The organism is Anaerovibrio lipolyticus DSM 3074 (assembly GCF_900141865.1).
GTDB lineage: Bacteria > Bacillota > Negativicutes > Selenomonadales > Selenomonadaceae > Anaerovibrio > Anaerovibrio lipolyticus.
Genome location: NZ_FQYW01000003.1, coordinates 199,571 through 226,132 on the forward strand (window position 1 = coordinate 199,571; position 26,562 = coordinate 226,132).

Consider the following 26,562-nt stretch of genomic DNA (forward strand, 5'->3'; position numbering starts at 1 on the left):
TATGTTTAAAATTGATACAATGAAGGGACATGAGCGTATGTCCACCCAAGACCTGCTCCTTCAAATTGAAGAGGCTGTACGGTCTGGAGAAACTGAGTTTGAAATTGCGGCATCTGGTCAGCATGATATAGGTGGCCCTTTATGGAACAGTGACGGAAAAAAGCTTACCTTCCACGTTACAAATGCAGGTCAGCGTGTGGGCTCCATGTGTCTGCCAAATACGGAGATCGTGGTGGAGGGCTCCACCTCCGCTGATGTGGGCTGGCTTAATGCTGGTGGCGTTATCACCGTAAAGGGTGACGCTGGCGATACTGCAGGCCATTGCTCCGCTGGTGGTAAGATTTTCATCGGTGGCCGTGCTGGTACCCGCAGTGGTTCTCTGATGAAGCATGACCCACTTTACGAAGAGCCGGAGCTTTGGATTTTGAAAAATACAGGTTCCTTCTCCTTTGAGTTTATGGGAGGGGGCCGGGCCATCGTTTGTGGCTACGATTCAGAACAATTTGAGTCTGTTCTCGGCGAACGGGCCTGTGTAGGAATGGTAGGTGGCGTGGTTTACGTCCGTGGTCCTGTATCCACCTATCCAAAGGACATTAAATGTCTGGAGCTGGAGCAGGAGGATATTGATTTCCTCAACTCCGGCATGGATGAATTCCTTGGCAAAATAGAGCGTCAGGAGTTAAAGGGTGAGCTTTCCCAGTGGAGTCAGTGGAAAAAGCTCCGTCCTCTTACCTTTGAGGAAAAGAGTGCCACTCCATTAAAGAAAATGACTATGAAGGAGTTCCGCACCCAGGAATGGGTAAAGGGAGGTATTTTCTCTGACGTTGCCATGGATGATTTTGCGGTTCATAACACCATTTCCAATGGCCTTTATCGTTTACGAGTTCCAAGCTGGGATAATGCTAAGTATGCGGCTCCTTGTGAGTTCAGCTGTCCTACTGGCATCCCGACTCAGCTTCGCTATAATTTGATTCGCCAGGGCAGACTTCAGGAGGCCATCGAGCTGGAGCTCCAGTATACACCGTTTCCAGGCTCTGTATGTGGCAGTGTTTGTCCAAATCCGTGTATGGATGGCTGTACCCGTGGCACCATTGATGAGGCAATTCAGATTGGTCCATTGGGCTATCTCTCTGCCTTTACCAAGGTTAAGAAGCCAGCTGTATCCACCGGCAAAAAGGTGGGCATTGTGGGCGGTGGTGTAGCCGGCCTTTCGGCGGCCTGGCAGCTGGCCCGTAAGGGACATGAGGTATTCGTTTTTGATGATGCAGAGAAAATGGGTGGTAAGCTGGAGCAGGTTATTCCTAGAGGCAGACTATCCCATGACCTTTTGGAAGCAGAATTAAAACGCATAGAAGAAATGGGTGTAAAATTTGTTCCAAATTGTAAGGTGGACAAGGATAGCTTTAAGCATTTCCAGGATACCTATGACGCAGTAATCATTGCCAATGGCGGGCATGAATCCCGTTACTTTAACTGGGAGGGCAAGGAGCTGCTTACTATGGGTCTGGATTTCCTTAAGAAGGTAAATCGTGGTGAAAATCCAAAGGTTGGCAAGCGTGTTGTGGTAATCGGTTGCGGTAACTCCGGTATGGACACCTGCCGTGCGGCCTTTGATATGGGGGCTGAATCCGTGGTGGCTGTGGATGTGCAGAAGCCGGCGGCCTTTGCTGATGAAATTCAGTATGTGGAAGGCCGGGGCGGCAAGCTGGTATGGCCATTTTTCACGGAGAAGATTACCAAGGATGGAGTTTATGCCAATGATGGACGCTTTATACCAGCAGATGAGGTAATTGTATCCATAGGTGAGGCACCAATTTTGGATTTTCTGCCAGAGGATGATTCCATCAAGAAGTTCCGGGACAGCTGGCTGATTACCAATAAGGATAAATCAATTTTGCCGGGAGTCTTTGCTGCCGGTGATGTTATTAAGCCTGGTCGTTTAACCGATGCCATTGGTGATGGTATCAAGGCCGCTTACTATGCTGATCTGTATGTAATGGGAAAGGAATATGTTCCGTTCCCAGAAAAGGAAAAGATTCCGGCAGAGCGTCTTTCCAAGGCTTATTTTGAAAAGTGCCATCATTGCCAGCTGGGGGACCCGGCAGATGATCATACCCGTTGCGTAAGCTGCGGTACTTGCCGTGACTGCAAGATGTGTCTGGAATCCTGTCCGGAAAAGGCCATCAGCCGCATAGAAAATGAGGATGGCTCCTGGACCTATGTATCAGATCCAAATAAATGTATTGGGTGTGGTATTTGTGCTGGTGTATGCCCATGTGGCGTATGGAGCATAAATGACAATCCTGAACCAATAAATATGTATCGCACATATAACAAGTAATATTTATATGGCGGGGACCATCTGAAGGACATTTTTCGCCATATTATTGTAATACATCAATAAAAAGCGACCTACAGATTAATATCTGAAGGCCGCATTTTTTTGTTATCATTTAGTCATCACACACGATAACTTCTATATTATGTTCTGCGAAGAATTCCTTATAACGGGCTGGCAGCTCCTTATCTACTACGATGCAGTCAATTTCGTCCAGATTGCAGAAGGAAATAAGGGATGCGGAATCAATTTTTGTGCTGTCCACCATGAGAATTTTCTTACCGGTTTTGTCCACCAGATAACGCTTGATATCACATTCCAGTGGAGAAGCAGTGGTAAGTCCGTTTTCTATGGATATACCCGTACTGGAAATGAAAATCTTGGAAATGTTGTACTGCTTCAGACAGTTCAGCACGCTTGGTCCCACAAAGGCCTTGGTAGGGGCGTAGATGGTGCCACCGGTGGCAATAATGTTGAATTTTGCAGATGCCGCCGCAATGTTTATAACGTGAATGCTGGCAGTGACAATGGTAATGTTGTGCTTATCCTCAAGATAAGGCATCATGTGCATGGTAGTGGTACCGGAATCTATGCAAATAACATCGTCATCCTGCACCAGACTGGCTGCCATACGGGCAATTTTTTGCTTGTGAATCTTGTCACTGTTATCTTCTGCTGTCACGACCGGAGCTTTGGTCTGAGGAGCTTCCTGCTCCTGAAGCACGATGCCACCATATACCTTGTTGATGGTGCCTCGCTTTTCCAGCTCGGCAATATCACGGCGTATGGTATTTTTGGATACATCAAAGGTGGTACATAGATCATTAATAGAAATGCTTTTTTTCTCTTCAAGCAATTCCTGAATTTTACGGAGACGATTGATTTTCATTCATTCACCTGTATTCTAACGAAAAATAAATTATTAAATACCCGTGTACAAAATCATCATAAAAAGTTGATAATGTTATGGGTATATTTGTGTTAATTATATCGTAATGCACAAGTTAATACAAGATAATTTATAAAAAAATACCAACAGTATATCATTTTTATAATTGTTAGAATATTCACTCATATTAATGCAAAATCGAAAGAGATAACCGCCATCATAGCAGCTTTTTACTTTATGGAAAATTTTAAACAAATGGGTTATAACACACAATGACGCTTTGGGTGTGTTGAAACGCTTGGTATGTATATTTTGCTTATGGCAAAATTTGAACAACTGCGTTATAATGAATCCACGAACAATTATTTTATATGTATATCTTAGGGGAAGCTGATCAGGGATTGGCTTCTTTTTCTTTAAATTCAGGAGGTAGTTTAATGAGTAAACCAAAGAGCTCTTTTTGGCTGGTTATATTTTTGGGAATAATGTCTGCCATGGCACCATTGGCTACAGATATGTATTTGCCAGCCCTGCCGGTGATGCAGGAGGATTATGCCATCAGCACTTCAATTGCACAGATGACCTTGACTATGACCATGCTGGGGATGTCCATCGGTCAGATATTTGCAGGACCTATTAGCGATATGAAGGGGCGAAAGCTGCCACTTTTATTGGGAATGCTGGTATTTATGGCAGTGTCTGTAGCTTGTGCTGTGGCAACCAATATATGGGTTTTTCTGGCAGCCCGTTTTATCCAGGGCTTTGCCGGTGCCTGTGGAATTGTAATATCCAGAGCAATTGCCCGTGATATGTGTAAGGGTGCTGAGCTAACAAAATTCTTTTCCATATTAATGATGGTAAATGGTCTGGCTCCTATTTTGGCTCCGGTTTTGGGCGGTCAGATACTGGCCTTTGGCAGCTGGCGCCATGTTTTTATGGTATTGGCAATTATCGGTCTTGTTATGGCCGGGGCAACGGTAATCTTCAAGGAAAGTCTGCCTGTGGAGCGTAGACTGAAAAATATCAACAGAACTCTCTTGACCTTTCCTATACTTATGAGAAATAAGTATTTTATGGGCCATTGCTTTGTACAAATGTTTGAATTTGCTGCATTTTTTACATATATAGGCTGCTCATCCTTTGTATTACAGGGTGTTTATGAGGTTTCCCCTCAGGTGTATAGTTATATTTTTGGCGGCATTGGTGCTTCCCTTTTGTTTACGGGGGGTATACCCAGCAAGTTAGCTGGCAGGGTACGGGACGAGATTATGCTGAAATATTCTCTATGTATTCAGGCGGTAATGTCGGCACTTCTGATAGGGGCCTTTTTCTTAAATGCTCCCTTTGCAGTGATTGTAGCATTGCTTTTGTTTGCTGTAGCACCTTTATCTGTTGTGGGTGCCGCCAGCTTTTCCCTGGCCCTTTCATCCCAGGGCAGAAATGCGGGTAGTGCCTCTGCTATGCTGGGATGCTCCTCCATGATATTAGGAGCAGTAATGATGCCGATTGTGGGTATTTTTGGCACTGACAGTGGTGTTCCCATGGCAGTAATGATGCTTATAGGCTTTGTGCTGGCTATAATAACCTGTCAGTGGTATATTATTCCTGTACACAGTAATGAATAAGGGGCTTAATCTGAAATTTGAATAGGAGACTATATTGGAGGTAGGAATATGTACGGCGATATAATAGATTTATTGAAATTTATTAAGAAATCTCCCTCTCCCTGGCATACAGCCAGTGCTGCCTCAGAGCAGCTTTTGAATGCAGGCTTTCAGGAGCTGGACTGGACTGAGGGCTGGGAGCTTCAAAGATATGGAAGGTATTTCACCAAGGTTTATGGCTCGTCTATTTTTGCCTTTACCTTGGGAAATGGTGATCTTACAGCCAAGAACAGTCTGAAGCTGGCAGCAGCCCATACGGATTTCCCCGGCTTTCGCATTAAGCCGGAGGCCGGTGTTATTAAGGATGGCTATGGTCTGTTGAATACTGAGGGATATGGTGGGGCTATATTATATTCCTGGCTGGATAGGCCGCTGTCTATTGCGGGGAAGGTGGTATTGGCGGGAAAGGATGCCATGAATCCCGTGACTGAGCTTATAGATTTCGCCCGTCCATTGATCACCATTCCGTCCTTGGCCATCCACATGAACAAGAAAATCAATGAGGGTGTGGCTCTTAATAAACAAAAGGATATGCTGCCATTGGCGGCAGTATTTGGTAAAGAAAATGGGAAGGATACAGCCAAGGCCTTTTTGGATGATCTGCTGGTAAGTGAGCTGGCTGTGTCCAAGGAGGATATTCTTTCATACGAGCTAAACATTTACCCTTACGAAGCCGGCTGTCAGTTGGGAGTGGCAGGAGAACTGGTTTCCTCACCACGCCTTGACAATATTACCTCTGTGGTAGCTTGTCTAAAGGGTATAACTGAAACACTGGGGGCAGGACTAAATATAATAGCCCTTTTTGATAATGAGGAAATCGGCAGTCGTACCAAGCAGGGAGCAGCCTCGGCCAACCTTATGCAGCTTCTTGAGCGTATATATACCTGTATGGGTTATAGTCGGGAGCAGATGTGGCAGGGGATCAATGGTGGCTTTATGCTGTCTGTGGACGTTGCCCATGGTCTCCATCCAAATTATCCTGATAAGACTGATCCTACCAATCGTCCTTTGTTGAACGAGGGCTTTGTTATTAAGCAGGCCTCCTCTCAAAGCTACGCCTGTGATGCGGAGGCTGTAGCCATGGTAAAGGGCCTGTGCCGTCAGGGGAACGATATACCTTGTCAGCACTATGTTAATCGTTCTGATATGCCCGGAGGTGCTACTTTAGGTTCTATTGCATCTGCCCTGGTTCCTGTACGGACTGTGGATATAGGAGTACCTATTTTGGCTATGCACTCTGCCAGAGAGACTATGGGGGCAGCTGATCAAATATCATTGTGCCGGGTTATTAGGGAATTATTCCGGTATTAAGATTTCAGAAGCCAAGCATTATCCACAGTTATCCACATTTTTTATGTGAATAACTGTTCATAAGTGTGGATAACTAGGGGAAAAATGGCGTAGGATTGTGTAAAAATAGTATTTTGCTTGTTGATAAAGTGGTACTTTTGGATAATATACCCAAAAATGTGCCACTTTTTTATTGGGTAAAATAGCCATATTGAATCACCTGCAGCTTATATAGATAGGTGTACAAAATATAACCATTAATAGCATAACAGTATATAGATAAAGGCTTTATAGGGAGTATTATGTTTGGATTCAAAGGTAATGGTGGGAATGTTATGGAATAGTTTGAGTGCCTTATATATGCACATTTTGGAAGATGTTCCAAGAATTTTTAAAAAAAATCAAAAAAAATCCAAAAAGTTCCTTGACATACTCATAAGATAATCATATAATAAGACATGTCAAAGGGAAAGCCAAGGACAACATCTGATCCCCAGATAAAATCCTTTTTCTCCTGCTTGAACTTTGATATACCCCTTATATGCGACATTCCCCTGTGTCGCATATAAACCCCTCTCTTTTATTTACCCACTTTCATTATATAAATGAATGGAAGAAAAAGGCTGTAAAAACGAACGCCTATCGTTTTTACAGCTTTTTTCGTGTCTAAAAATATATGGTTATCCATGTAGGCATTATTTTTTTATATGGAAGAATAGTAGGATTTAATCCTCCTCTTGTTGAATATAAGAAGTGAATTTGCTAGAATTGAAGCTGTAAATGTTGAAATAATCAACTTCTTTTTACTATGAAATCTTAGTGAATCGAATCTAAAGGATGAAGATGAACTTTAGATTTCGTGTAAGGGCTGATGAAAGCCCGTATGCTTTCATCTTGCTTAATATATATTTCGGAGGCAAATTAATGGATTATTATAACGCATCAGTTAATTTTGGCATTATCAGGAGACGGGTTCAGTCTTTGGTGGTGGAAGCAACTATGGAATTGGGACTGACCTATTCAGAATTTTCCTTGATGTTAATGTTGTATGACAAGGAAGGCTGCAGTCAGGATGATATGACTGCATTTCTGCATGTGGATAAGGCTGCCATAACCCGCGTTATCAAAATCCTTGAAAAAAAGGGAATGCTTTATCGCAAACGGGATGAGGTGGATCGTAGATTGAAGAGGCTATTTCTTACCGAGGAAGGGAAGAAAATGGAGCCCATAATAAAGGATATAGTAAAGAAAATCATGGACTATGTGGCTGGTGGTTTTTCTGAAGCCGAGGGCGAGTTTTTGATTAAAGGAATAAATATCATGGCTACACGATTGGGTGTGGCAGATTTTGAGGCGGTGTTTGGCAAGAAGGGGCGTGGTGTAAAGTGAAAAAGCTAATAGCTATTTTGCTGTCCGTATTGTTGATGGTCTCATTGGTGTCCGGCTGTGGCAAAAGCAGTGAGGACGGACAAAGGCCTCAGATGGTAAGGACTCAACAGGTGGGACAGCAGGCGTTGAATGCGGAAGGTACTTATACCGGTACTGTAAGAGGACGTTATGAAACCAATGTGTCTTTTCAGGTTGGGGGACGAATTATCAATCGTAATGTTCAGGTTGGAGATCATGTAAATTCCGGGGATATTCTTATGTCCATTGATCCGCGTGATGTGGTACAGCAGTCAAATCAGGGAGATGCCCAGGTGGCAGCTGCCAAAGCACAGCTTGATTTGGCTCAGTCCAATTTAAGCCGTTATCAGCAGCTCTATGCCCAAGAAGCAGTTCCTGCTATGGTTCTTGACCAATACCAGACAGCCTATGATTCAGCCTTGGCTCAATACAATCAGGCAGTAGCAGGTGCAGCAACAGGACATAATGCCTTGGGATATACGGCATTAGTATCCTCTGCGTCCGGAGTAATTTCATCCGTTTCGGCTGAAGTTGGACAGGTGGTTGGTGCCGGTCAGACAGTATTGACTTTGGTACAGACCAACGAGCTGGAGGTGGAAATCAATATTCCGGAGAACCATCTTAATGATGTAGAGCTGGGTAAAAGCGTTCAAATTTCTTTCTGGGCACTGAAGGGCGTTAGTGTAAATGGTACTGTAAGGGAGATTTCCCCAATGGCTGAGTCTGTTTCCCGTACATATAAGGTGAGAATTTCTGTACCAAATCCGCCAAAAGGGATGCAGCTTGGTATGACTGCCAGCGTAAAGTGCCAGGAAAGTTCTGGGACTAATAATGATGGAATGGTACTGCCGTTGTCTGCCATTTATCAGATTGATGATAATCCACAGGTATGGGTAGTGGATAAAGGCTCAGATACTGTCAGTCTAAAAAATATTACTTTTGAAAAAATTGGCAACAACTCCGTACGGGTAATGGGCCTTAATGTAGGCGATATTGTTGTAACAGCAGGAGTACATAAGCTGCGCCAGGGCCAAAAGGTAAGACTTGCGGAGGGTAATGAAGATGATTAATCTTACAGAAGTTTCCCTAAAAAACCGGGCCTTGGTATGGTATTTCATTATTGTTCTTGTGGTGGGTGGCATCTTTTCCTACATAAAATTAGGACGCATGGAAGACCCTAACTTTACCATAAGGGAAATGATAGTCACTGCCGCCTGGCCAGGTGCTACTGCTGAGCAGATGGAACAGCAGGTCACAGACAAGCTGGAATCTAAAATAAATGATTTGCCGGGTATTGATTATGTCAAGAGTACTACCCGTGACGGCACAACGGTTATTCACGTACTGTTAAAGGACGATTACAAAGGTGATGTACGTTCTTCATGGCGTGATGTAAGAAATTTCTGCCATGATATAGAGAATGATTTGCCTGAAGGGGTTTATGGCCCATATTTTAATGACCGCTTTGACGATGTATATGGTTCCTTGTATGCAGTAACCGGCGATGGCTTTACATACGAAGAAATGCGTCAGCAGGCCGAAAAAATTCGTCGCATGATTCTGGCAAATGTGAAAAGTGTCCAGAAGGTTGAGCTGGTGGGTGTTCAGAGTGAAAAGGTCTATGTGGAAATAGAAAATGCCAAGTTGGCTGAGCTGGGCATAAGCCCTACGGCTCTGTCTGATGCCCTGAAGGGACAGAATCAGATGACTCCCGCCGGCATGATCGAGACCAGTACTGATAATGTATATTTGAGGTATTCCGGTACCTTCGAAAATATTGATGATATAAAGAATGCTCCTATTAATGCGGGGGGCCGTGTGGTTCGTCTTGGAGACATTGCCAAGGTTGAAATGCGTTATGCAGAGCCGGCGGATCCGAAGATGTTCTTCAACGGTGAGCCTGCTGTAGGAATTGCTGTTTCCATGGAACCTGGGCAGAACATTATAACCTTGGGCGAGGGCTTGGGCAGTCTCATGAAGTCTGTCAACGAGGATTTGCCGGTGGGGCTTGAGATACATCAGGTTTCAGACCAGCCAAAGGTGGTTGAGGATTCCATTGAAGAATTTATCAGCACACTTAGAGAAGCTATTATCATAGTGTTGGCAGTTAGCTTTTTGAGTTTGGGCGTCAGAACCGGTATGGTTGTAGCCTTCTGTATTCCTTTGGTGCTGGCGGCTGTTTTCTGCGGCATGTATATATTGGGCATCGACCTTCAAAAGGTGTCCCTGGGTGCTTTGATTATCTCTTTAGGCTTATTGGTGGATGATGCTATAATAGCCGTAGAGATGATGAGCGTAAAGCTGGAAGCGGGCTTGGACCGTTTTGAGGCGGCCTGTTATGCTTTTAAGGCTACGGCAAAGCCAATGCTTACGGGTACTCTTATTACCTGTGCCGGTTTTATTCCCGTGGGATTTTCCGCAGGCTTGGCAGCAGAATTCTGTAGTGCCCTGTTTCCTGTTATTTCTATGGCCCTGCTCATTTCATGGGTAGTATCTGTTATGGTGGCTCCTCTATATGGCTACCATCTTATTAAGGTTGAGGTTAAGCATAATGAGGAAGGGGATACTGTTCAGTATCAGAGCAAATTTTATACAATATTCCGCAATATTCTGACCTGGTTCCTGACCCACAGAAAGCTGGTACTCGTAGCCACCGCGGGATTGTTTGCTCTTTCTATTTTGGGAATGAAGCTGGTGCGCGATGAATTCTTCCCGCCTTCCACCAGACCTGAGATTATTGTATCCATGCGCCTCAATGATGGGGCTTCACTGAAAAATACGGAGGAGGTATCAAAGCGATTTGCTGATTTCCTTAATCAGCACGCCGATGAAATAGAAAACTACAGCTGCTATGTGGGAGAAGGGGCCCCAAGATTTGTGCTTCCTTTCACCCCGGAGCCTCCTGTCGATAATTATTCCCAGTTTATTGTGGTATCAAATGATGCTGAACACAGAGAGGAACTGAGCAGAAAAATCAGGGAGGAACTGGAAAATGAATTCCCTGAGGTTCGTCATGACATAAAATTTCTTCAGACTGGCCCCCCTGCAGATTATCCTATTATGCTGAAGGTTTACGGTACTGATAAGGATAAGGTTAGGGAAATCGGCGAGCAGGTGGCTGACCGCGTGGCACAGGATGAAAATAACACTGAGGTGCATCTGAATTGGCATGAAAAGAGCAAGGTAATCCATTTGGAATATGATCAAAATAAGCTGAAGGCCATGGGGTTGACAGCGCAGGCTGTTTCCAAAATGGTATATACTGAGCTTACGGGAGCTACAGCAGCACAGTTCTATAAGGGTGACCGTACTGTGGATATAGTTCTGGAAATGGCTGAGGTAGACCGCACAGATTTGTCCACGATAAAGGAATTGCCAATATATACAGGTAGGGGTTATGTCCCACTGGAGCAGCTGGCGGATATTTCTCTCAGAACTGAAAATGGTGTTATTGGCCGCGAGAGATTAGGCCCATGCGTAACCGTTCAGGGTAATATCCTTTCCGGCACTGCAAATGATGCTACTGAAAAGGCATTGGAGGCTGTTAAGGATATTGCAGACAATTTGCCTGCCGGTTATAAAATTGAAGCAGCCGGTGCCCTGCATGACAGCAAAAAAGCCATGGGAAATATTACGAAGCCTGTACCGGCCATGATATTTTGTATCATAACTTTGTTGATGTTCCAGTTGAAAAATGGCAAGCTGATGCTTCTTACTGTTCTTACTGCACCATTGGGACTTATAGGTGTGGCAGCCGGAATGCTGATTTTTGACCAGGCCATGGGCTTTGTGGCAATCCTTGGTGTACTGGCTCTCAGTGGTATGATTATACGAAATTCGGTAATTCTGATAGACCAGATTCAAAAGCATTTGGAAGAGGGAGAAACTCCTTGGGATGCCATAATGGATTCAGCAGTTATGCGTTTTAGACCGATTATGCTTACAGCGGCAGCTGCAATTCTCGGTATGATACCGTTGATGTTCAGTACCTTCTGGGGGCCAATGGCAGTAGCCATTGCCAGTGGCCTTTTGGTGGCAACAGTGCTGACACTTTTGGTATTGCCAACCATGTATGCGACAGTGTATAAGGTGGAAAAAGAATAAGATATAACTAGCTTTAAGATATCCCCTTCCTCTTTAGGGGGTAGAAACAAACTAAAAGAGCCGCCGGCTCAAAGTGTGAAAACACATTTTGAGTCAGCAGCTCTTTTAATTTGCGTAGATTGCCTAATTTCTTAGAATGCGGCTACTACAGCACCGTTGTACTTTTCAGCGATGAACTTCTTAACCTTTTCGGACTTCAGGGCCTTCATGAGAGCCTGAATCTCAGGACGGTTTTCGTCACCGGTACGAACAGCAACGATGTTAACATAAGGAGAAGTGGAATCCTCGATGAAGATGTTGTCCTTAACTGGGTTCAGCTGAACCTGCATTGCAAAGTTGCTGTTGATAACAGCTGCATCAACATCATCCAAGGTACGAGGAACCTGTGCTGGCTCCAGCTCCTGGAACTTAATGTTCTTAGGATTGGAAGTAATATCCTGAATAGTAGCAGTTACACCTACGCCATCCTTAAGGGTGATAACACCAGCCTTGGCAAGGAGGGCTAAGGCACGGCCACCATTGGTAGGATCGTTAGGAATAGAAATGGAGGCACCATCCTTGAGCTCCTTAAGGTTCTTTACCTTCTTGGAGTATACTCCCATTGGCTCGATGTGGATACCGCCGGCACTAACCAGCTTAACCTCAGGGTGCTGCTTTACAAAATCCTCAAGATAAGGCATGTGCTGGAAGTAGTTTGCATCCAGTTCCTTGTCGTTAAGATTCAGATTTGGCTGTACATAATCACTGTACTCAACGATTTCCAGCTTAATGCCATCCTTGGCCAAATCGTCTTTAATCTGCTCAAGAATTTCAGCATGTGGAACAGAAGTTGCACCAACCTTCAGTGTTTTACTGTCGTTGGATGCCTGCTTGTTGTCAGCCCCGCAGCCAGCCAGGGCCACAATGGCAAATACAAGTGCTGATAAAATAAGTAATACCTTTTTCATTAAAAGACCTCCTTAAAGATAGTGTATATATTTCTCTCATTATGTATAGAGAGCCACACCCGTTTTAGCGCTTATCCAGATGCTTGGCCAGCTTATTGCCGGCAAACTGCACTATCTGAACCATAATAATAAGGACGATTACGGTGGCAATCATAATATCAGGACGGAAACGCTGATAACCGTAGCGGATTGCCAAATCACCCAGGCCACCTCCGCCTATGGCTCCGGCCATGGCAGATTCACCTATGAGACTGATGATAACGGTGGTAAGCTGGGCCACAATATTTGGCATAGCCTCTGGCAGGAAAACCTTGCGTATAATCTGTAGTGGAGTAGCACCCATGGACTGGGCGGCTTCCACAATACCGTATGGTATTTCCCGAAGAGAGGTTTCAACCTGACGGCCAATAAAAGGTACAGAGGCCAGTACCAATGGTACCATAGCGGCTGTTGTACCAATAGCACTGCCCACAATCAGGCGGGTCAGCGGAATAATTGCTACCATTAATATAATGAAAGGAATGGAGCGAATGGCGTTTACAATAGCGCCTACAACTCTATTAATAGGAAGACATTCCAAAATTTGTCCCTTGGAGGTAGTATGAAGCAGTACCCCTAAAGGAATTCCCAGCAGGGAGGAAATAATCATGGAAACAGCCACCATGTAAACTGTTTCTCCCAATGCCTTAGTGATGAGAGGAAGCATGTCTGCTGACATAGCCAATCACCTCCATCTTAACCTTTTGTTCGCGAAGATAATCCATGGCAGAGTGAATGTCATCCTGACTGCCATCAAGACCAATGATAAGCCTGCCAAAAGGAGCTCCTTTTATGTCATCCAGACTCCCAAAGAATAAATCTGCACTGACATCATATTTTTTCACCAAGGACGAAATAATAGGATCATTGGCAGTTTCTCCAATAAAGGTAAGCCTCATAAGAAGAATGCTGTCTTCAAATGGCTCGTCCTTAATCTCAATATTTCTAAAGTCAACAGGCAGCTCGTTGCTGAGCAGTACGCTGATAAAATCCTTGGTTATCGGCTGTTGAGGGGTTATAAATACATCCAGCACATCCCCCTGTTCGGCAATCACACCTTTGTCAATTACTGCAACCTTGTCACAGATTTCTTTGATAACCTGCATTTCATGCGTAATTACCACCACGGTAAGCTTTAATTTTCTATTTATATCCTTAATCAGCTGAAGGATAGATTTTGTGGTTTGCGGGTCAAGGGCAGAGGTGGCTTCATCACAGAGGAGAATATGCGGATTGCTGGCCAGGGCCCTGGCAATACCAACGCGTTGCTTTTGACCACCGGAAAGCTGGGATGGATATTGATCAGCCTTGTCGGAAAGGCCCACCATATCCAGCAATTCGGTTACACGGCTATTTATTGCATCCTTTGGGGTATTGGATAACTGTAATGGAAATGCTATGTTATCAAATACTGTGGAGGTTGACAGCAAATTGAAATGCTGAAATATCATACCAATACCTTTGCGTGCTTCTCTAAGCTCACTGTTGTTCATGGCAGTGATATTTTTTCCTTCTATTGTAACTGTTCCCTTGGTAGGACGCTCCAAAAGATTAATGCAACGAACCAGGGTAGACTTGCCGGCACCACTTAAGCCGATAATGCCATAAATCTCGCCTTTATTTATATGAAGGCTTATATCCTTTAGGGCATGAACTGGACCAGCGGCACTGTCATAGATTTTCTCAATATGAGATAAATCAATCACCTTACTCACATCCTGTCATTATTGTATGGATAAAAATATATATCATATTCAACCCATGTGTATAGTTGTAAATCTAATAATACACTAAAATATTATACCTGTTTTCATTGTAAATGCAAAGTACAGATAATATTAAGCCAGATATGTGATTAATGTAGTGCGTGGATAATATACAAATATATTTTATAGTTATGAATTATACTTTATTATACCTACTAAAGCAATAGGTATTTGAAAAAATATGGAAAACATATATAATTAATATGAGTTTTACGGAGGAGTAAATTACGTAATTTTGCATACTATTATAGGAAGGATGATGATTATATGCGTATTTCTGCAAAGGGTCGTTATGGTCTTGCTGCTATGTCATATTTGGCGGCCAATTATAAAAACGGAATGGCAATTACCGTGCTGCATATTTCGGAAACCATGGGCATTTCAAAAATATATCTTGAGCAGGTTTTTTCCTTGTTGAAGCGAGCGGGACTTGTTATATCAATTAAGGGTTCCCAGGGAGGATATTTTCTAAATCGGGAGCCAAATAGTATAACTGCTTATGATGTGTTGACTGCTATTGAAATCGCCATGGTTGAAAAAACAGACTCTACAGTAGAAGAAAAACAACCTTTATTGGACAAGGCCATGCAGGAAATAGTTTTCTCACGGCTTGATGATGCTGTAAAATCCTGCTTGGAAGAAATTACTTTGGAAGATATTTTAAATAATGTAGAAAAACAAAAAGAACCGGATAACCTTATGTATTTTATTTAAAACTATTTAGCATAAGCAAGATTTATCAAATTCAAGGCTAATCATTACTATTTTTAAGGGGAATTTGGTCTGACAAATACTTTCTTTTCGTTACAACTATTATTTATTGCTATCTTATAATGTCCTTTTTTTATTGACAAAATCAAGGACTATGGTATAAACTGTACGAGGCAATTGAAATTTTGTGACTATTACACTTGAATCGATGTGCAATTGTACAAAAATTCAATGGTTCGGGGGTGTCCGAATCTTATATGTGTATTAATGAAAATGGGGGATTGTTATGGTAAAGGACAAAGCTACGGTTGTCGTTGTAGGCGGCGGAGCTACAGGCGTTGGTATCCTGCGTGACCTCTCTATGCGTGGCATTGATGCCCTGCTGATTGAGAAGCTTGATATGGTTAATGGTGCCAGCTCCCGCTATCATGGCCTTCTGCACAGTGGTGCCCGCTATGCAGTAAGAGACCAGGAAGCTGCAAAAGAGTGTATCGAGGAAAACACCATTCTGCGTCGTATCGGTAAGTCTTGCGTAGAGGCTATTTCCGGTATGTTCGTACAGGTGGAGGGCGATGATCCAGATTTCGTAGATCCTTGGGTAAAGGGTTGTGCTGAAAGTGGTATCAAGACCCGTGAGCTGAGCAAGGAAGAGGCTTGGAGCTTGGAGCCAAATCTTTCTCGCAAGCTGGTTCGCGCTTTTGAGGTTCCAGATGGTGCCATCGATGGTTTCCGTATGTCCTGGCAGAATGTACAGTCTGCTGTACGTTATGGTGGCCGTTACAAGACTTATACTGAACTTATAAAGATAAATATTGAGAGCGGTGCTGTTAAGAGCATTACCGTTCGCGACAATGTAACCAAAGAAGAATATGATATTGAGTGCGAGATTCTGGTAAACGCTGCTGGTCCTTGGGCTGGTAAGGTTGCACAGATGGCTGGTCTGGACTGCTCCGTAAGTCCTTCCAAGGGTACTCTGATTGCATTCAACCAGAGAATTTCCAACCGCGTTGTAAACCGTTTGCGTAAGCCATCCAATGGTGATATTTTCGTACCACATGGTTCCATTACCATTCTTGGTACTTCTTCTATTACTATTCCAGATCCTGAAGATACTTCCACTTCCTGGGAGGAGGTTGAGGAGCTCATGAAGACCGGTGAGGGCGTATTCGAGCATCTGCGTGACTACCGTATCCTCCGTGTATTCGCTGGTTCCCGTCCTCTGTATGTTCCTAAGGGAGCTGACGGTGGCCGTAATGCTTCCCGTGGCTTCGTAACTCTCGACCACGAGAAGGAAGATGGCCTGAAGGGTATGATGACCATTTGCGGTGGTAAGTTTACTACCTACCGTCTCATGGCTGAGAAGTTCTGCGATGTTTTGGCTCCAAAGCTTGGCAACACTGCTAAGTGCCGTACTGCAGAAGAGGATCTCGTTCCAGCTGTTTCCGAGGCTGACAAGAAGGCTGCACGTCAGTACTTCCCATCCTACGGCGTAAATCTGGCTGCTACCCGTCTGGGTACTGAGAAGTTCCCTGAGGTTGTTAAGACCTTGAAGGAGAACCCAGAAACCCGTGAAGTTCTCTGCGAGTGCGAGAACGTAACTATGGCAGAGGTTATGCGTATTGCTCAGGAGCCTACCAGCCATAGTGTAGCAGATGTTAGAAGAAGAACCCGTCTTGGCATGGGTACTTGCCAGGGTAACTACTGCGCAATCCGCAGTGCTGCAATTGCAAACAAGCTGTTTAAGGACAAGCTTGAGGGTTGCGGTGATTCCCTCAGCGATATGAAGAACTTCCTGCAGGCTAGATGGAAGGGTATTACTCCTGTAATGGCAGGTAAGACTCTCCGCGAGGCTGAAATGACCAGAGGCATGTATGAAGTATTGTTCAATGTAAATGGGGGTAGACGTTAATGAGCAAGTCAGATGTAGTTGTTATCGGTAATGGTTTTGCTGGCCTGATGTCCGCTCTTGTTAGCGCAGACCAGGGCAAAAAGGTAACACTGCTGTCCTATGGTGCGGGTACTTTCCCTCTTAACAGTGGCGTTATCGACGTATTAGGTTATGATGACTCCGGCAAGGCTGTAGCTAACCCTGCTCAGGCTGTTAGCGCAGTTGCTGATGAGCATCCATATAAAAAGATTGGCACCCAGGCTCTGGAAGAGTCCGTAAAGTTCTTCCAGGATGTGGTTGCAGCTGAGGGCTTCCCTTATGTAGGTTCCCTCAATGAGCAGCAGTGGCTGGTTACTGGTGTGGGTACTTTAAAGCCATCCTGCCTGGTTCCAGAGTCCATGCAGGGCTCCAAGTGCTTTGAGGCTTCCGAGATTGTTCTTGTAGGCATTAAGGGCTTGAAGGATTATTATGTAGACATGGTTGCAGAGAACCTTGCCAAGGAGCTTGGTAACGACAAGAAATACACTGTTGTTACTGTAGATCCTCATTATCAGGGCGCTCGTGACTTAACCACCAAGGACGTTGCTGCTTGGATGGATACTGAAGCTGGTTATGCTGATTTCGTTTCCCAGGTTAAGGGCAACGCCGGTGCTGGCAAGGTAATTCTTGTTCCTCAGATTCTCGGTCTGAAGGGCAATGTAGTTTATAAGAAAATTGTTGCAGAGTTGGGTTGCCCAGTAGTTGAGACTACCGCAATGCCACCTTCTGTAAATGGTCTCCGTCTCCGTGATGTACTCCTGAGTGCATTAAAGAAGAAGGGTATCACTGTTATTGAGAATGCCAAGGCTGAAGAAGCTGTTATCGAAGGCAGCAAGGCTGTAGCTATTAAGGCTGGTGGCGAGGTTCGTCTCCAGACTTACAATGCTGATAAGTTCATTGTTGCTACCGGTGGTTTCTACAGCGGCGGTATCACCATGCGTGATTTTGGTGAGGCTAAGGAAGTTGTGTTCGGTCTTCCTGTTGAGTGCGACTGCGTCGAGGAGCGTTGGGTTAACAAGCAGCTCTTCTCCGACAAGAAGCAGACCTTCGCAAAGACTGGCGTAAGAGTAGATGCAACTCTCCGCGGTGTTAATGAGTCCGGCAATGTAGTTCTTGAGAACGTTTATGTTGCAGGCCGTAACCTCAGTGGCTATGATTTCTGCTTTGAGCATTCCGGCAATGGTGTGGCTTTAGCTTCTGCTTATAAGGCAGCCAAGGCTTGATTGAAAGGGGTATTATATTATGGAGTTAGAAGAAAGAGCAAGAGATTCAGCCGATAATTGTATTGCCTGCACATCTTGTGTTGCAGTGTGCCCGGTTACCAAGGCTAATCCAGACTATAGAGGACCAAAACTCGTAGGTCCTGCTCATAACCGTATGCACTTCTCTGATGAGAGCGATTATGAGGATTCTTTAAAGTTATGTTCCAACTGTAAGAACTGCGACATTACTTGCCCTAACGGCGTATCTGTTGCAACTCTTAACATGCTGGAGCGTGCCAAGTATTACAAGGCTCATCCTGAGAAGCATACTCAGGCTGACCAGATGCTGAGCCATAACTTTCAGATGGCTGATATGCTTAAGAGCATTCCATTTGGTAGAACCTGTGCAAACATCGGTATGTCCATTGGTGAAGCTATGGGTATGATGGGTGCCATGGGTATTGCTCCTCAGCGCAAATCTCCAAGATTTGCTACCAAGTATTTCCGTGAGATGTACAAAGAAATCAAGCAGCCTGAGGGTCTTACCAAGGAAGTTCTGTTCTTCCCTGGCTGCTTTATCGATGTAAATGATCCAGAGGTTGGCGTTGCTTTCGTTAAGGTTATGAATGCTAACGGCTACAAGGTATTGATGGATGACCGCTTCAAGTGCTGCGGTTCCCCACTGGTTGTAGGCGGTTATCTGGATGAAGCAAGAAGCCATGCAGACAATAATGTTGCAATTATCAATGAGTATGCTGCAAAGAATATTCCAGTAATTGCATGCTGCACTTCCTGCTCCTTGATGCTGAAGGCCGAGTATACTGAGCTCTTTGCTCAGGAGGAAATGGCTCAGGCTGCAAAGAACGTTTACGATGCATTTGAGTTCCTTACTATTCTTGCTGAGAAGGGTGAGCTGAAGAAGGTTCACGTTTCCTCCGACAAGAAGTTCATCTATCATGCACCATGTCATCTGCGTGCGCAGGGTATGGGCATGCCAGCTGTTGATCTCTTAAAGGAGATTGGAGTAAATATCGACAGTGCTGATGCAGGTTGCTGCGGTATGTCCGGTTCTTATGGTTTCCATAAGGAAAACTATGAGACTTCCATGAAGATTGGTTCTGAGCTGTTTGACAAGATTAATGCAAGTGGTGCTCATAAGGTTGTCTGCGATTGCGGTACTTGCCGTGAGCAGATCAAGCATGGCACAAATGCCAAGACAACTCACCCAATTCAGGTACTGGCAAAGGCTTACGAGCAGTAAGTCACTAAATTTGGTGAAAAGATTTGGGCAGTTATTATTTAGGGAGATAATAATAGGGGATTCTTTTGAATCCCCTTGCCGCCTGAATCATTTCATATATGGATCATGAGGTTTGAGAGAGGCCTCATTGGATCTAGCAATAGTTTTATATTTTTAAGGGGGATTTTTAAAATGGCAAAGAAGTATGTAATGGCGTTAGACGCAGGTACTACTAGTAACAGAGCTATCATCTTTGATGAAAACTCCAAGATTGTAGGCGTTTCCCAGAAGGAATTCACTCAGATTTTCCCACAGCCAGGTTGGGTTGAGCATGATGCTGATGAAATCTGGAGCACAATGACTACCGTTATGAAGGAAGCTCTGGAAGAGAGTGGCCTTTCCGCTAACGACATTTCTGCCATTGGTATCACTAATCAGCGTGAGACCACTGTTGTATGGGACAAGAACACTGGCCGTCCTGTATACAATGCAATTGTTTGGCAGTCCCGTCAGACCGCCAGCATCGCTGAGGATCTGAAGAAGAAGGGCCTGACTGAGGAATTCAAGAACAAGACTGGCTTGACCATTGATGCTTACTTCTCTGGTACCAAGATTACTTGGATTCTCGAACATGTTGAGGGCACTCGTGCTCGCGCAGAAGCAGGCGACTTACTCTTCGGTACTATTGACACTTGGTTAATTTGGAAGTTGACTGGTGGCAAAGTACATGTTACTGACTATTCCAACGCTTCCCGTACTTTGATGTACAACATCAAAGAGCTGAAGTGGGATGAGCAGCTCTTGTCTTACCTCAAGGTTCCAGCTAAGATGCTGCCAGAGGTTAAGCCTTCCTCTTGCCGTTATGGCTTCACTGAGCCATCCATCCTTGGTGCTTCCGTTCCTGTATCCGGTGCAGCAGGTGACCAGCAGTCCGCACTGTTCGGCCAGAACTGCTTCGAGCCAGGTATGGCTAAGAACACCTATGGTACTGGCTGCTTCATGCTTATGAACACTGGTACTGATATCTATGATTCCAAGAACGGTCTGGTTACTACCATCGCTTGGGGTCTTGATGGCAAGGTTGAGTATGCTCTTGAGGGCTCCATCTTCGTAGCAGGTTCCGCTATTCAGTGGCTCCGTGATGGTGTTCGCATGGTTGATTCCGCTCCAGATTCTGAGTGGGTTGCCAAGAAGGTTCGTGACACTGCTGGTGTATATCTCGTTCCTGCATTTGTAGGTCTTGGTGCTCCATACTGGGATCAGAATGCTCGTGGTATGATTATCGGTATTACCCGTGGTACTACCAAGGCTCATATCGTTCGTGCAACTCTTGAGTCCCTGGCTTATCAGACTAAGGATGTACTGGGTGCTATGGAAGCTGATTCCAACATTAAGTTGGCTTCCCTGAAGGTTGATGGCGGTGCTGTTGCCAACAATCTGATGATGCAGTTCCAGGCTGATATCCTTGGTGTTCCTGTTGATCGTCCTCAGATCATCGAGACTACTGCACTTGGTGCAGCTTATCTTGCTGGTCTTGCTGAAGGCGTATGGGCAAACAAGGAAGACCTGAAGTCCGCTTGGAAGCTTGATGTTCGCTTCGAGCCTGTAATGGACAAGGCTGAGGCTGACAAGCTCTACAAGGGCTGGCAGAAGGCTGTTAAGCACTCCATGCATTGGCTGGATGAGGAGTAATATTTACTCCAAAGTATCAGCGTAATTGCTGATTAAGTGAGGATTCATTATCTGGCACCGGCTCATAAGGGGTGCCGGTGTCAGATATGGATTATAGTATTCATTCATATTTATTTTAATGAAAGAGGGATGTAAAAATGGATAATTTATTAGGCGAGTTCGTCGGTACTATGGTACTGATGGTATTTGGTTGCGGTGTTAATGCAAACATGACTTTGGCTAAGTCTTATGGTCGCGGTGGCGGCTGGATCTGCACAACTACTGGATGGTGTTTCGCAGTAGTAATGGGTGTTTACACTTCCGTTGCTCTCGGTGCTCCTCAGGCAGATATCAACCCTTCCGTTACTATCGCTAAGACTTTGGCTGGTGTTTACACTTGGGATCAGTTCGCTGCTACTTCCATCGTTCAGATTCTCGGTGGTATCCTCGGTGCAATCATTGTTTACCTGGCATATCTCCCACATTGGGCAGAGACTGAAGGCAGCAAGCTTGGTGTATTCTCCACTGCAAATGCTTGCGGTAACCAGATGACTGGTTTCCTCGGCGAGTTTATCGCTACCTTCTTCCTGATGTTTGGTATCTGGTGCATCTTCTCCAAGGGTGTTCAGGGCTCCATCGGCCTTGCTCCTGGCTTTGGTCCTTATCTCGTAGGTTGCTTGATCTGGGCTCTTGGTCTTTCCCTTGGCGGCTGCACTGGTTATGCAATGAACGCTGCTCGTGACCTTGGTCCAAGAATTGCTCATGCAATTCTTCCAATCCCTGACAAGGGTGACGGTAACTGGGGTTATGCTTGGGTTCCAGTAGTTGCTCCACTCTGCGGTGGTGTTGCTGCCTATGTAGTATCCAGCGCTCTCGGTATCATCTGATAATCCGATAACAGGATAATTATCTAAAAAGTTTTACCCCTGCCTCCCTTGGGCAGGGGTATTTCTTTAATATGAATCCTAATAGATATATACTTAATGGGTTGATAGTGGTATAATCAAGGAAGCATATATTAGGAGGAATCCAAATGGATAAAAAGGCATACACAAAATTAGGCATTGCACTTGTTATTATTGTACTTTTATTGATTGGGGGATATAAGCTTTATTCAGATTCCCTGGAAAATGATTTTAATAACATTTCTACGGTTGAGATTGAAAGAGTGGCAGAGTCTTATACCGGCGTATACCATCGTCCAGGCTGCCCAAAGGTAAAGACAATTTTACAGCCAATAATCTTTGATGAAGGAAAGACAGCTGAGGAAAACAACAAGCAGGCAAAGGCTGAAGGCTATACTCCTTGCAAGCGTTGTCATCCTGAACAGGTGAAATAATTATGGAAGGCCCTTGATGGTATAGTCAAAGGCCTTCTCTTATTTTGAAAGGAAATGCAATGGCCATAAAAGCACCCACAGCTCCAACGCCACCTACACCACCAGTTTCTCCTAAGAGTCAGGACAATGGCGATGTAGGGCATAATAATGATTCAAATGCAGGAGTGGAAACAACTGGCAAGGATTTTGGGATTCATATTAATATTTCCTCTCCCGAGGACAAGACTGGTAAAAATCAGAACCAAAATCAACAACAAAATACCAATAATTCTGGAGACGGTAAGGTGCAAAAGGAAGTGACTACAAAGGAAAGGGATCAGCTTCCGGAGCCTCAAGCTGTACTTACAGGCGATATGCCCTCAGATAAGATCCTCCAAACAGAAACTAAGGATCCCGGCAACGATGCCTTGCATATAAACAATGATTCCAGCTTTGGTGGGATAAGTATATGGCCCTTTGTGTTGGTATTTGTGACGGCATTTATTGGTTTTACCATGCTTAACTATTTGAAGAAGAAAGAACATGAACCTGTGACACCAACAAATATTAAGGAAGCTAATAAAGAAAAAGATAAAGCTGAAAGTAGCAAGAGAGGGTCCCAGGGTGAAAATATAGGTAAATCATCTGTCAATAAAAACGATGATGACACTCATAAACATTTTGAAATAAGAATTTAAACTTCTTTTACAAAGCTATTAATTTATAGTAGAATTAATGGGATGAGATAAATCATGGGAGTTCGCTCCCTATACATATTTTGGATATAATGGAGGTCATTAAGGTGTTAGATATCAAATTTGTCAGAGAGAATCTGGAAGCTGTTAAGGAGATGCTGAAAAAGAGAAATAATAGTTTGTCTTTGGATGGATTCACTGACCTGGAGAAGACCCGTCGTGAGATCCTGGCTGAGGTAGAAACCCTTAAGGCAAAGCGTAACACTGTATCCAAGCAGATTGGTGCCATGAAGAAGGCAGGAGAAAATACAGATTCCATAGTAGCAGAAATGCAGTCTGTTGGTGAAGAAATCTCAAAGCTGGATGCCCAGTTGAAAACTGTGGAGGAAAGCCTTAAGGATATTATGCTGCATATTCCTAATATGCCAAAGGATGATGTTCCTTATGGTGTTGACGATACCGATAACCCTGAAGTAAGAAAATTCATGGAGCCTACTAAGTTTGATTTTGAACCAAAGGCTCACTGGGATTTGGGTGCTGATCTGGATATTATTGATGCTGAACGCGCTGCGAAGGTTACAGGTGCTCGTTTTACCTTCTATAAGGGATTGGGTGCCCGTTTGGAGCGCGCTCTTATAAACTTTATGATGGACCTGCATGCTAACAAGCATGGTTATAAGGAGATGCTGGCTCCATGTATTGTAAATACAGATAGCATGATTGGTACTGGCCAGCTTCCTAAGTTTGCTGAGGATATGTTTAAGCTGGAGGGGCTGGACTATTACATGGTTCCAACTGCAGAGGTTCCAACTACGAACTATCATCGTGAGGAAATCCTTGATGGTTCCACCCTTACTGAGAAATACTGTGCATATACCGCTTGCTATAGAGCCGAGGCTGGCAGTGCCGGACGTGATACCCGTGGTCTTATCAGACAGCATCAGTTCAACAAGGTTGAGCTTATTAAATTCTGTAAGCCAGAGGACTCTTGGGATGAGTTAGAGAAGATGACTGATGATGCTGAGGATGTGCTGCGCATTCTTGAGCTTCCATATCATGTGGTTCTCCTTTGCACTGGTGATATGGGCTTTACTTCTGCCAAGACCTACGACTTGGAAGTTTGGATGCCAGCTCAGAATTGTTATCGTGAAATATCTTCATGCTCCAACTGTCTTGATTTCCAGGCCCGTCGTGCCAACATTAAATTCCGTCGTGACGCCAAGAGCAAGCCAGAGTTTGTTCATACCCTGAATGGCTCCGGCCTTGCAGTGGGACGTACCTTTGCAGCTATATTGGAGAATTATCAGAATGAGGATGGTTCTGTCCGTATACCAAAGGCATTGATTCCTTATATGGGTGGCATAGAGGTTATTAAGAAGGAAGAACTGTAATTTTATTCATCACTATATAGCCTGCCCTTGTTGGTGGGCTATATTTTTTTGAGGGGGATGAAACATGCCAATGAGAGCAGTATGGGCTGAAGTAGATTTAAATGCCCTGGAGTCTAATATAAAGAATATAAAATCATGTATTAATGGTAATACTAAGTGGTGTGCTGTAGTGAAGGCTGATGCTTATGGACATGGGGCGTTGGCAGTAGCGAGAAAATGTGTGGAAATGGGAGCTTCCTATTTGGCAGTGGCAGTTCTAAGCGAAGCTGTTGCGTTGCGAAAGGCAGGTTTTACTACGCCTATCATTATTCTTGGTGCCTCTCCGATTGATACATCGGGAATGTTGGTAGATTATGATATAACCCAGGCCGTTTTTGAATTTGAGCAGGCTGAAGCAATTTCCCGGCAGGCTGTATTAAGAAACAAGACAGCCAAGATACATCTGAAAATTGATACTGGAATGCATCGTATTGGTATAAAGCCGGATGAAGCAGGAGAAATGGCAAAAAAAATAGCAGATTTGCCCGGTATAAAGCTGGAGGGGATGTTCTCTCATTTTGCTTTGGCAGATGATGAAGACAAAACCTATTCCTATAAGCAGCTTGATAGCTTTAAAAGGGCTATTGAGCAGGTAGAAGCAGCAGGAATTAACATCGAATTGAAGCATATTGCCAATTCTGCAGCCCTTTTGGAGATGCCGGAAACCCATTTTGATATGGTTCGTGCCGGAATTATTTTATATGGTCTATGGCCCTCTGAGGAAGTAAATAGAAGTATTGAATTAAAGCCATTGATGAAACTTTGTGCCAAGGTGGCTTTTTTGAAGGAGCTTGAAGTGGGTGATTCCGTAAGCTATGGCTGTACCTGGATAGCAGAACGTAAAAGCTTAATTGGAACATTGCCTATAGGATATGCTGATGGGTATACCAGAATGCTTAGTGGCAAGGCAGAGATTGATTATAATGGCAGGCGGGCCCCAATCGCAGGAAGAATCTGTATGGACCAGTGTATGGTAGATTTTACGGGAATAAAGGGGATTAAGGAAGGGGATACAGTTGTATTGTATGGATCTGATGCCCTTGCCATGGATGAAGTAGCAAGTTGGCTTGGAACCATTAATTACGAGCTTCCATGTATGCTCAGCCCAAGAGTGCCACGAGTGTATAAGGGCTAGAATGCTGTTGTAAAAAATTAATATTTTATGTTGACAATATGGTGAAATGGTAGTAACATTATCAACGTTGTCACTGCAATTCATTTTTTAGTATGAAATATGGCAACAAAGCAAGATGAAAACATACGGGTTTTCATCAGCCCTTACACGAAATCTAAAGTTCATCTTCATCTTTCAGATTTGATTTACTAAGATTTCGTAGTAAAAAAATTCAAAAAGATGCTTGACATAATAGCTTCTTTGAGATATTATATAGAAGCTGACTCACGAAGCAAATGCTTCTGAGACAACTTGAACACGAAGTAATTTTTGGTCGTAGCGAGGCGCGACGCAGCAAAACGACGAAGACGTACATAAACTGGTACGTCGAGGAATTTTGCAAGGAGCAACAAAGCTACGGACGAAAAGAACGAGTGTGGTGTTCTTTGAAAACTAAACAATGCAACAAGAATCATGCACACATGATTCAAGCCAGATGATGGTATTACTTCTTCGGAAGTAATAAGCATACATAGTTTGTTGGAGCAATATCCAAGAGCGATAGCGATTGGTTAATATTGCCCACGTCAAAACATCCCAAGAAACAAGTCGCTTGCGACGCAGTTGATTGGTTGATGTTGACGACGGACCAAACTAAAATTCCTTTATTAAAAGGTAATTCTAGAAACTTTAAGAGCCATTCAGGTTCTTCAAAATATTTTTTTGGAGAGTTTGATCCTGGCTCAGGACGAACGCTGGCGGCGTGCTTAACACATGCAAGTCGAACGGGAAGACATTTCTAACACCGAG

20 protein-coding genes and 1 rRNA gene are annotated in these 26,562 nt (G+C 44.1%); 17 read left to right on the forward strand and 4 right to left on the reverse strand.

Features of this window, described 5'->3' with window-relative positions; genetic code table 11:
- Position 1 precedes the first annotated feature (1 nt).
- Positions 2–2,341 carry an FAD-dependent oxidoreductase gene (locus B6K08_RS00955; protein ID WP_039211330.1) on the forward strand — a complete coding sequence of 780 codons (2,340 nt, stop codon included), beginning with the start codon at positions 2–4 and terminating at the stop codon, positions 2,339–2,341.
- Positions 2,342–2,453: 112 nt separating this feature from the next.
- Here the strand turns inward: B6K08_RS00955 and B6K08_RS00960 are convergent, their stop codons facing one another.
- A complete protein-coding gene (locus B6K08_RS00960; protein ID WP_080325187.1) occupies positions 2,454–3,227 on the reverse strand; it encodes a DeoR/GlpR family DNA-binding transcription regulator in 774 nt (257 codons plus the stop codon).
- A gap of 437 nt (positions 3,228–3,664) precedes the next feature.
- On the opposite strand from B6K08_RS00960, the gene B6K08_RS00965 reads away from it, so the two are divergent.
- The 5 genes from B6K08_RS00965 (at position 3,665) to B6K08_RS00985 (ending at position 11,692) form a co-directional block, all read left to right on the forward strand.
- A complete protein-coding gene (locus B6K08_RS00965) occupies positions 3,665–4,852 on the forward strand; it encodes a multidrug effflux MFS transporter (protein ID WP_039211327.1) in 1,188 nt (395 codons plus the stop codon).
- A 48-nt stretch (positions 4,853–4,900) separates the two neighbouring features.
- Complete coding sequence (locus B6K08_RS00970; RefSeq protein WP_080325188.1) at positions 4,901–6,202, forward strand: M18 family aminopeptidase; 1,302 nt, start codon at positions 4,901–4,903, stop codon at positions 6,200–6,202.
- Between the two features lie 903 nt (positions 6,203–7,105).
- Positions 7,106–7,570 carry a MarR family winged helix-turn-helix transcriptional regulator gene (locus tag B6K08_RS00975; RefSeq protein WP_039208641.1) on the forward strand — a complete coding sequence of 155 codons (465 nt, stop codon included), beginning with the start codon at positions 7,106–7,108 and terminating at the stop codon, positions 7,568–7,570.
- Positions 7,567–8,658, forward strand: a complete 1,092-nt coding sequence (locus B6K08_RS00980) for an efflux RND transporter periplasmic adaptor subunit (RefSeq protein ID WP_234985127.1) — start codon at positions 7,567–7,569, stop codon at positions 8,656–8,658. The genes B6K08_RS00975 and B6K08_RS00980 overlap by 4 nt, the downstream gene beginning before the upstream one ends.
- Positions 8,651–11,692 carry an efflux RND transporter permease subunit gene (locus B6K08_RS00985; RefSeq protein WP_080325190.1) on the forward strand — a complete coding sequence of 1,014 codons (3,042 nt, stop codon included), beginning with the start codon at positions 8,651–8,653 and terminating at the stop codon, positions 11,690–11,692. Before B6K08_RS00980 ends, B6K08_RS00985 begins: the two co-directional genes overlap by 8 nt.
- 131 nt (positions 11,693–11,823) lie before the next feature.
- Here B6K08_RS00985 and B6K08_RS00990 read toward each other — a convergent pair whose 3' ends face one another.
- The 3 genes from B6K08_RS00990 to B6K08_RS01000 all read right to left on the reverse strand — a co-directional run bounded on the left by B6K08_RS00990 (position 11,824) and on the right by B6K08_RS01000 (position 14,384).
- The gene (locus B6K08_RS00990) at positions 11,824–12,639 is read right to left on the reverse strand and encodes a MetQ/NlpA family ABC transporter substrate-binding protein (RefSeq protein ID WP_039208648.1); all 816 of its coding nucleotides are present in this window, start codon (positions 12,637–12,639) and stop codon (positions 11,824–11,826) included.
- A gap of 64 nt (positions 12,640–12,703) precedes the next feature.
- Positions 12,704–13,357 (reverse strand): methionine ABC transporter permease, encoded by a 654-nt coding sequence (locus B6K08_RS00995; RefSeq protein WP_039208651.1) that lies wholly within the window; start codon positions 13,355–13,357, stop codon positions 12,704–12,706.
- A complete protein-coding gene (locus B6K08_RS01000) occupies positions 13,326–14,384 on the reverse strand; it encodes a methionine ABC transporter ATP-binding protein (protein ID WP_039208654.1) in 1,059 nt (352 codons plus the stop codon). The genes B6K08_RS00995 and B6K08_RS01000 overlap by 32 nt, the downstream gene beginning before the upstream one ends.
- A 327-nt stretch (positions 14,385–14,711) precedes the next feature.
- Between B6K08_RS01000 and B6K08_RS01005 the strand changes: the two genes are divergently transcribed.
- From B6K08_RS01005 to B6K08_RS01055, 11 genes are all read left to right on the forward strand, one after another.
- On the forward strand, positions 14,712–15,158 hold the full coding sequence (locus B6K08_RS01005) for an RrF2 family transcriptional regulator (protein ID WP_039208657.1): 447 nt from the start codon (positions 14,712–14,714) through the stop codon (positions 15,156–15,158).
- A 283-nt stretch (positions 15,159–15,441) separates the two neighbouring features.
- Complete coding sequence (gene glpA / locus B6K08_RS01010; protein WP_039208660.1) at positions 15,442–17,064, forward strand: anaerobic glycerol-3-phosphate dehydrogenase subunit GlpA; 1,623 nt, start codon at positions 15,442–15,444, stop codon at positions 17,062–17,064.
- Positions 17,064–18,305 (forward strand): anaerobic glycerol-3-phosphate dehydrogenase subunit GlpB, encoded by a 1,242-nt coding sequence (gene glpB / locus B6K08_RS01015; protein ID WP_039208663.1) that lies wholly within the window; start codon positions 17,064–17,066, stop codon positions 18,303–18,305. The genes glpA and glpB overlap by 1 nt, the downstream gene beginning before the upstream one ends.
- Positions 18,306–18,324: 19 nt before the next feature.
- Complete coding sequence (locus B6K08_RS01020) at positions 18,325–19,545, forward strand: anaerobic glycerol-3-phosphate dehydrogenase subunit C (protein ID WP_039208666.1); 1,221 nt, start codon at positions 18,325–18,327, stop codon at positions 19,543–19,545.
- A gap of 171 nt (positions 19,546–19,716) precedes the next feature.
- Positions 19,717–21,216, forward strand: coding sequence for a glycerol kinase GlpK (gene glpK, locus B6K08_RS01025; RefSeq protein WP_027396693.1), 1,500 nt, complete (start codon positions 19,717–19,719; stop codon positions 21,214–21,216).
- 137 nt (positions 21,217–21,353) lie between these two features.
- Positions 21,354–22,082: an MIP/aquaporin family protein gene (locus tag B6K08_RS01030; RefSeq protein WP_039212363.1), complete on the forward strand. Its 729-nt coding sequence runs from the start codon at positions 21,354–21,356 to the stop codon at positions 22,080–22,082.
- 146 nt (positions 22,083–22,228) lie between these two features.
- Positions 22,229–22,534: an Ada metal-binding domain-containing protein gene (locus B6K08_RS01035; RefSeq protein WP_027396691.1), complete on the forward strand. Its 306-nt coding sequence runs from the start codon at positions 22,229–22,231 to the stop codon at positions 22,532–22,534.
- A gap of 44 nt (positions 22,535–22,578) precedes the next feature.
- The gene (locus B6K08_RS01040) at positions 22,579–23,211 is read left to right on the forward strand and encodes a hypothetical protein (protein ID WP_159446663.1); all 633 of its coding nucleotides are present in this window, start codon (positions 22,579–22,581) and stop codon (positions 23,209–23,211) included.
- A 104-nt stretch (positions 23,212–23,315) separates the two neighbouring features.
- Positions 23,316–24,599 carry a serine--tRNA ligase gene (gene serS / locus B6K08_RS01045; RefSeq protein ID WP_039212370.1) on the forward strand — a complete coding sequence of 428 codons (1,284 nt, stop codon included), beginning with the start codon at positions 23,316–23,318 and terminating at the stop codon, positions 24,597–24,599.
- Between the two features lie 64 nt (positions 24,600–24,663).
- A complete protein-coding gene (alr, locus tag B6K08_RS01050; RefSeq protein ID WP_039212374.1) occupies positions 24,664–25,773 on the forward strand; it encodes an alanine racemase in 1,110 nt (369 codons plus the stop codon).
- A gap of 699 nt (positions 25,774–26,472) precedes the next feature.
- A 16S ribosomal RNA gene (locus B6K08_RS01055) occupies positions 26,473–26,562 on the forward strand; the annotation flags it as partial.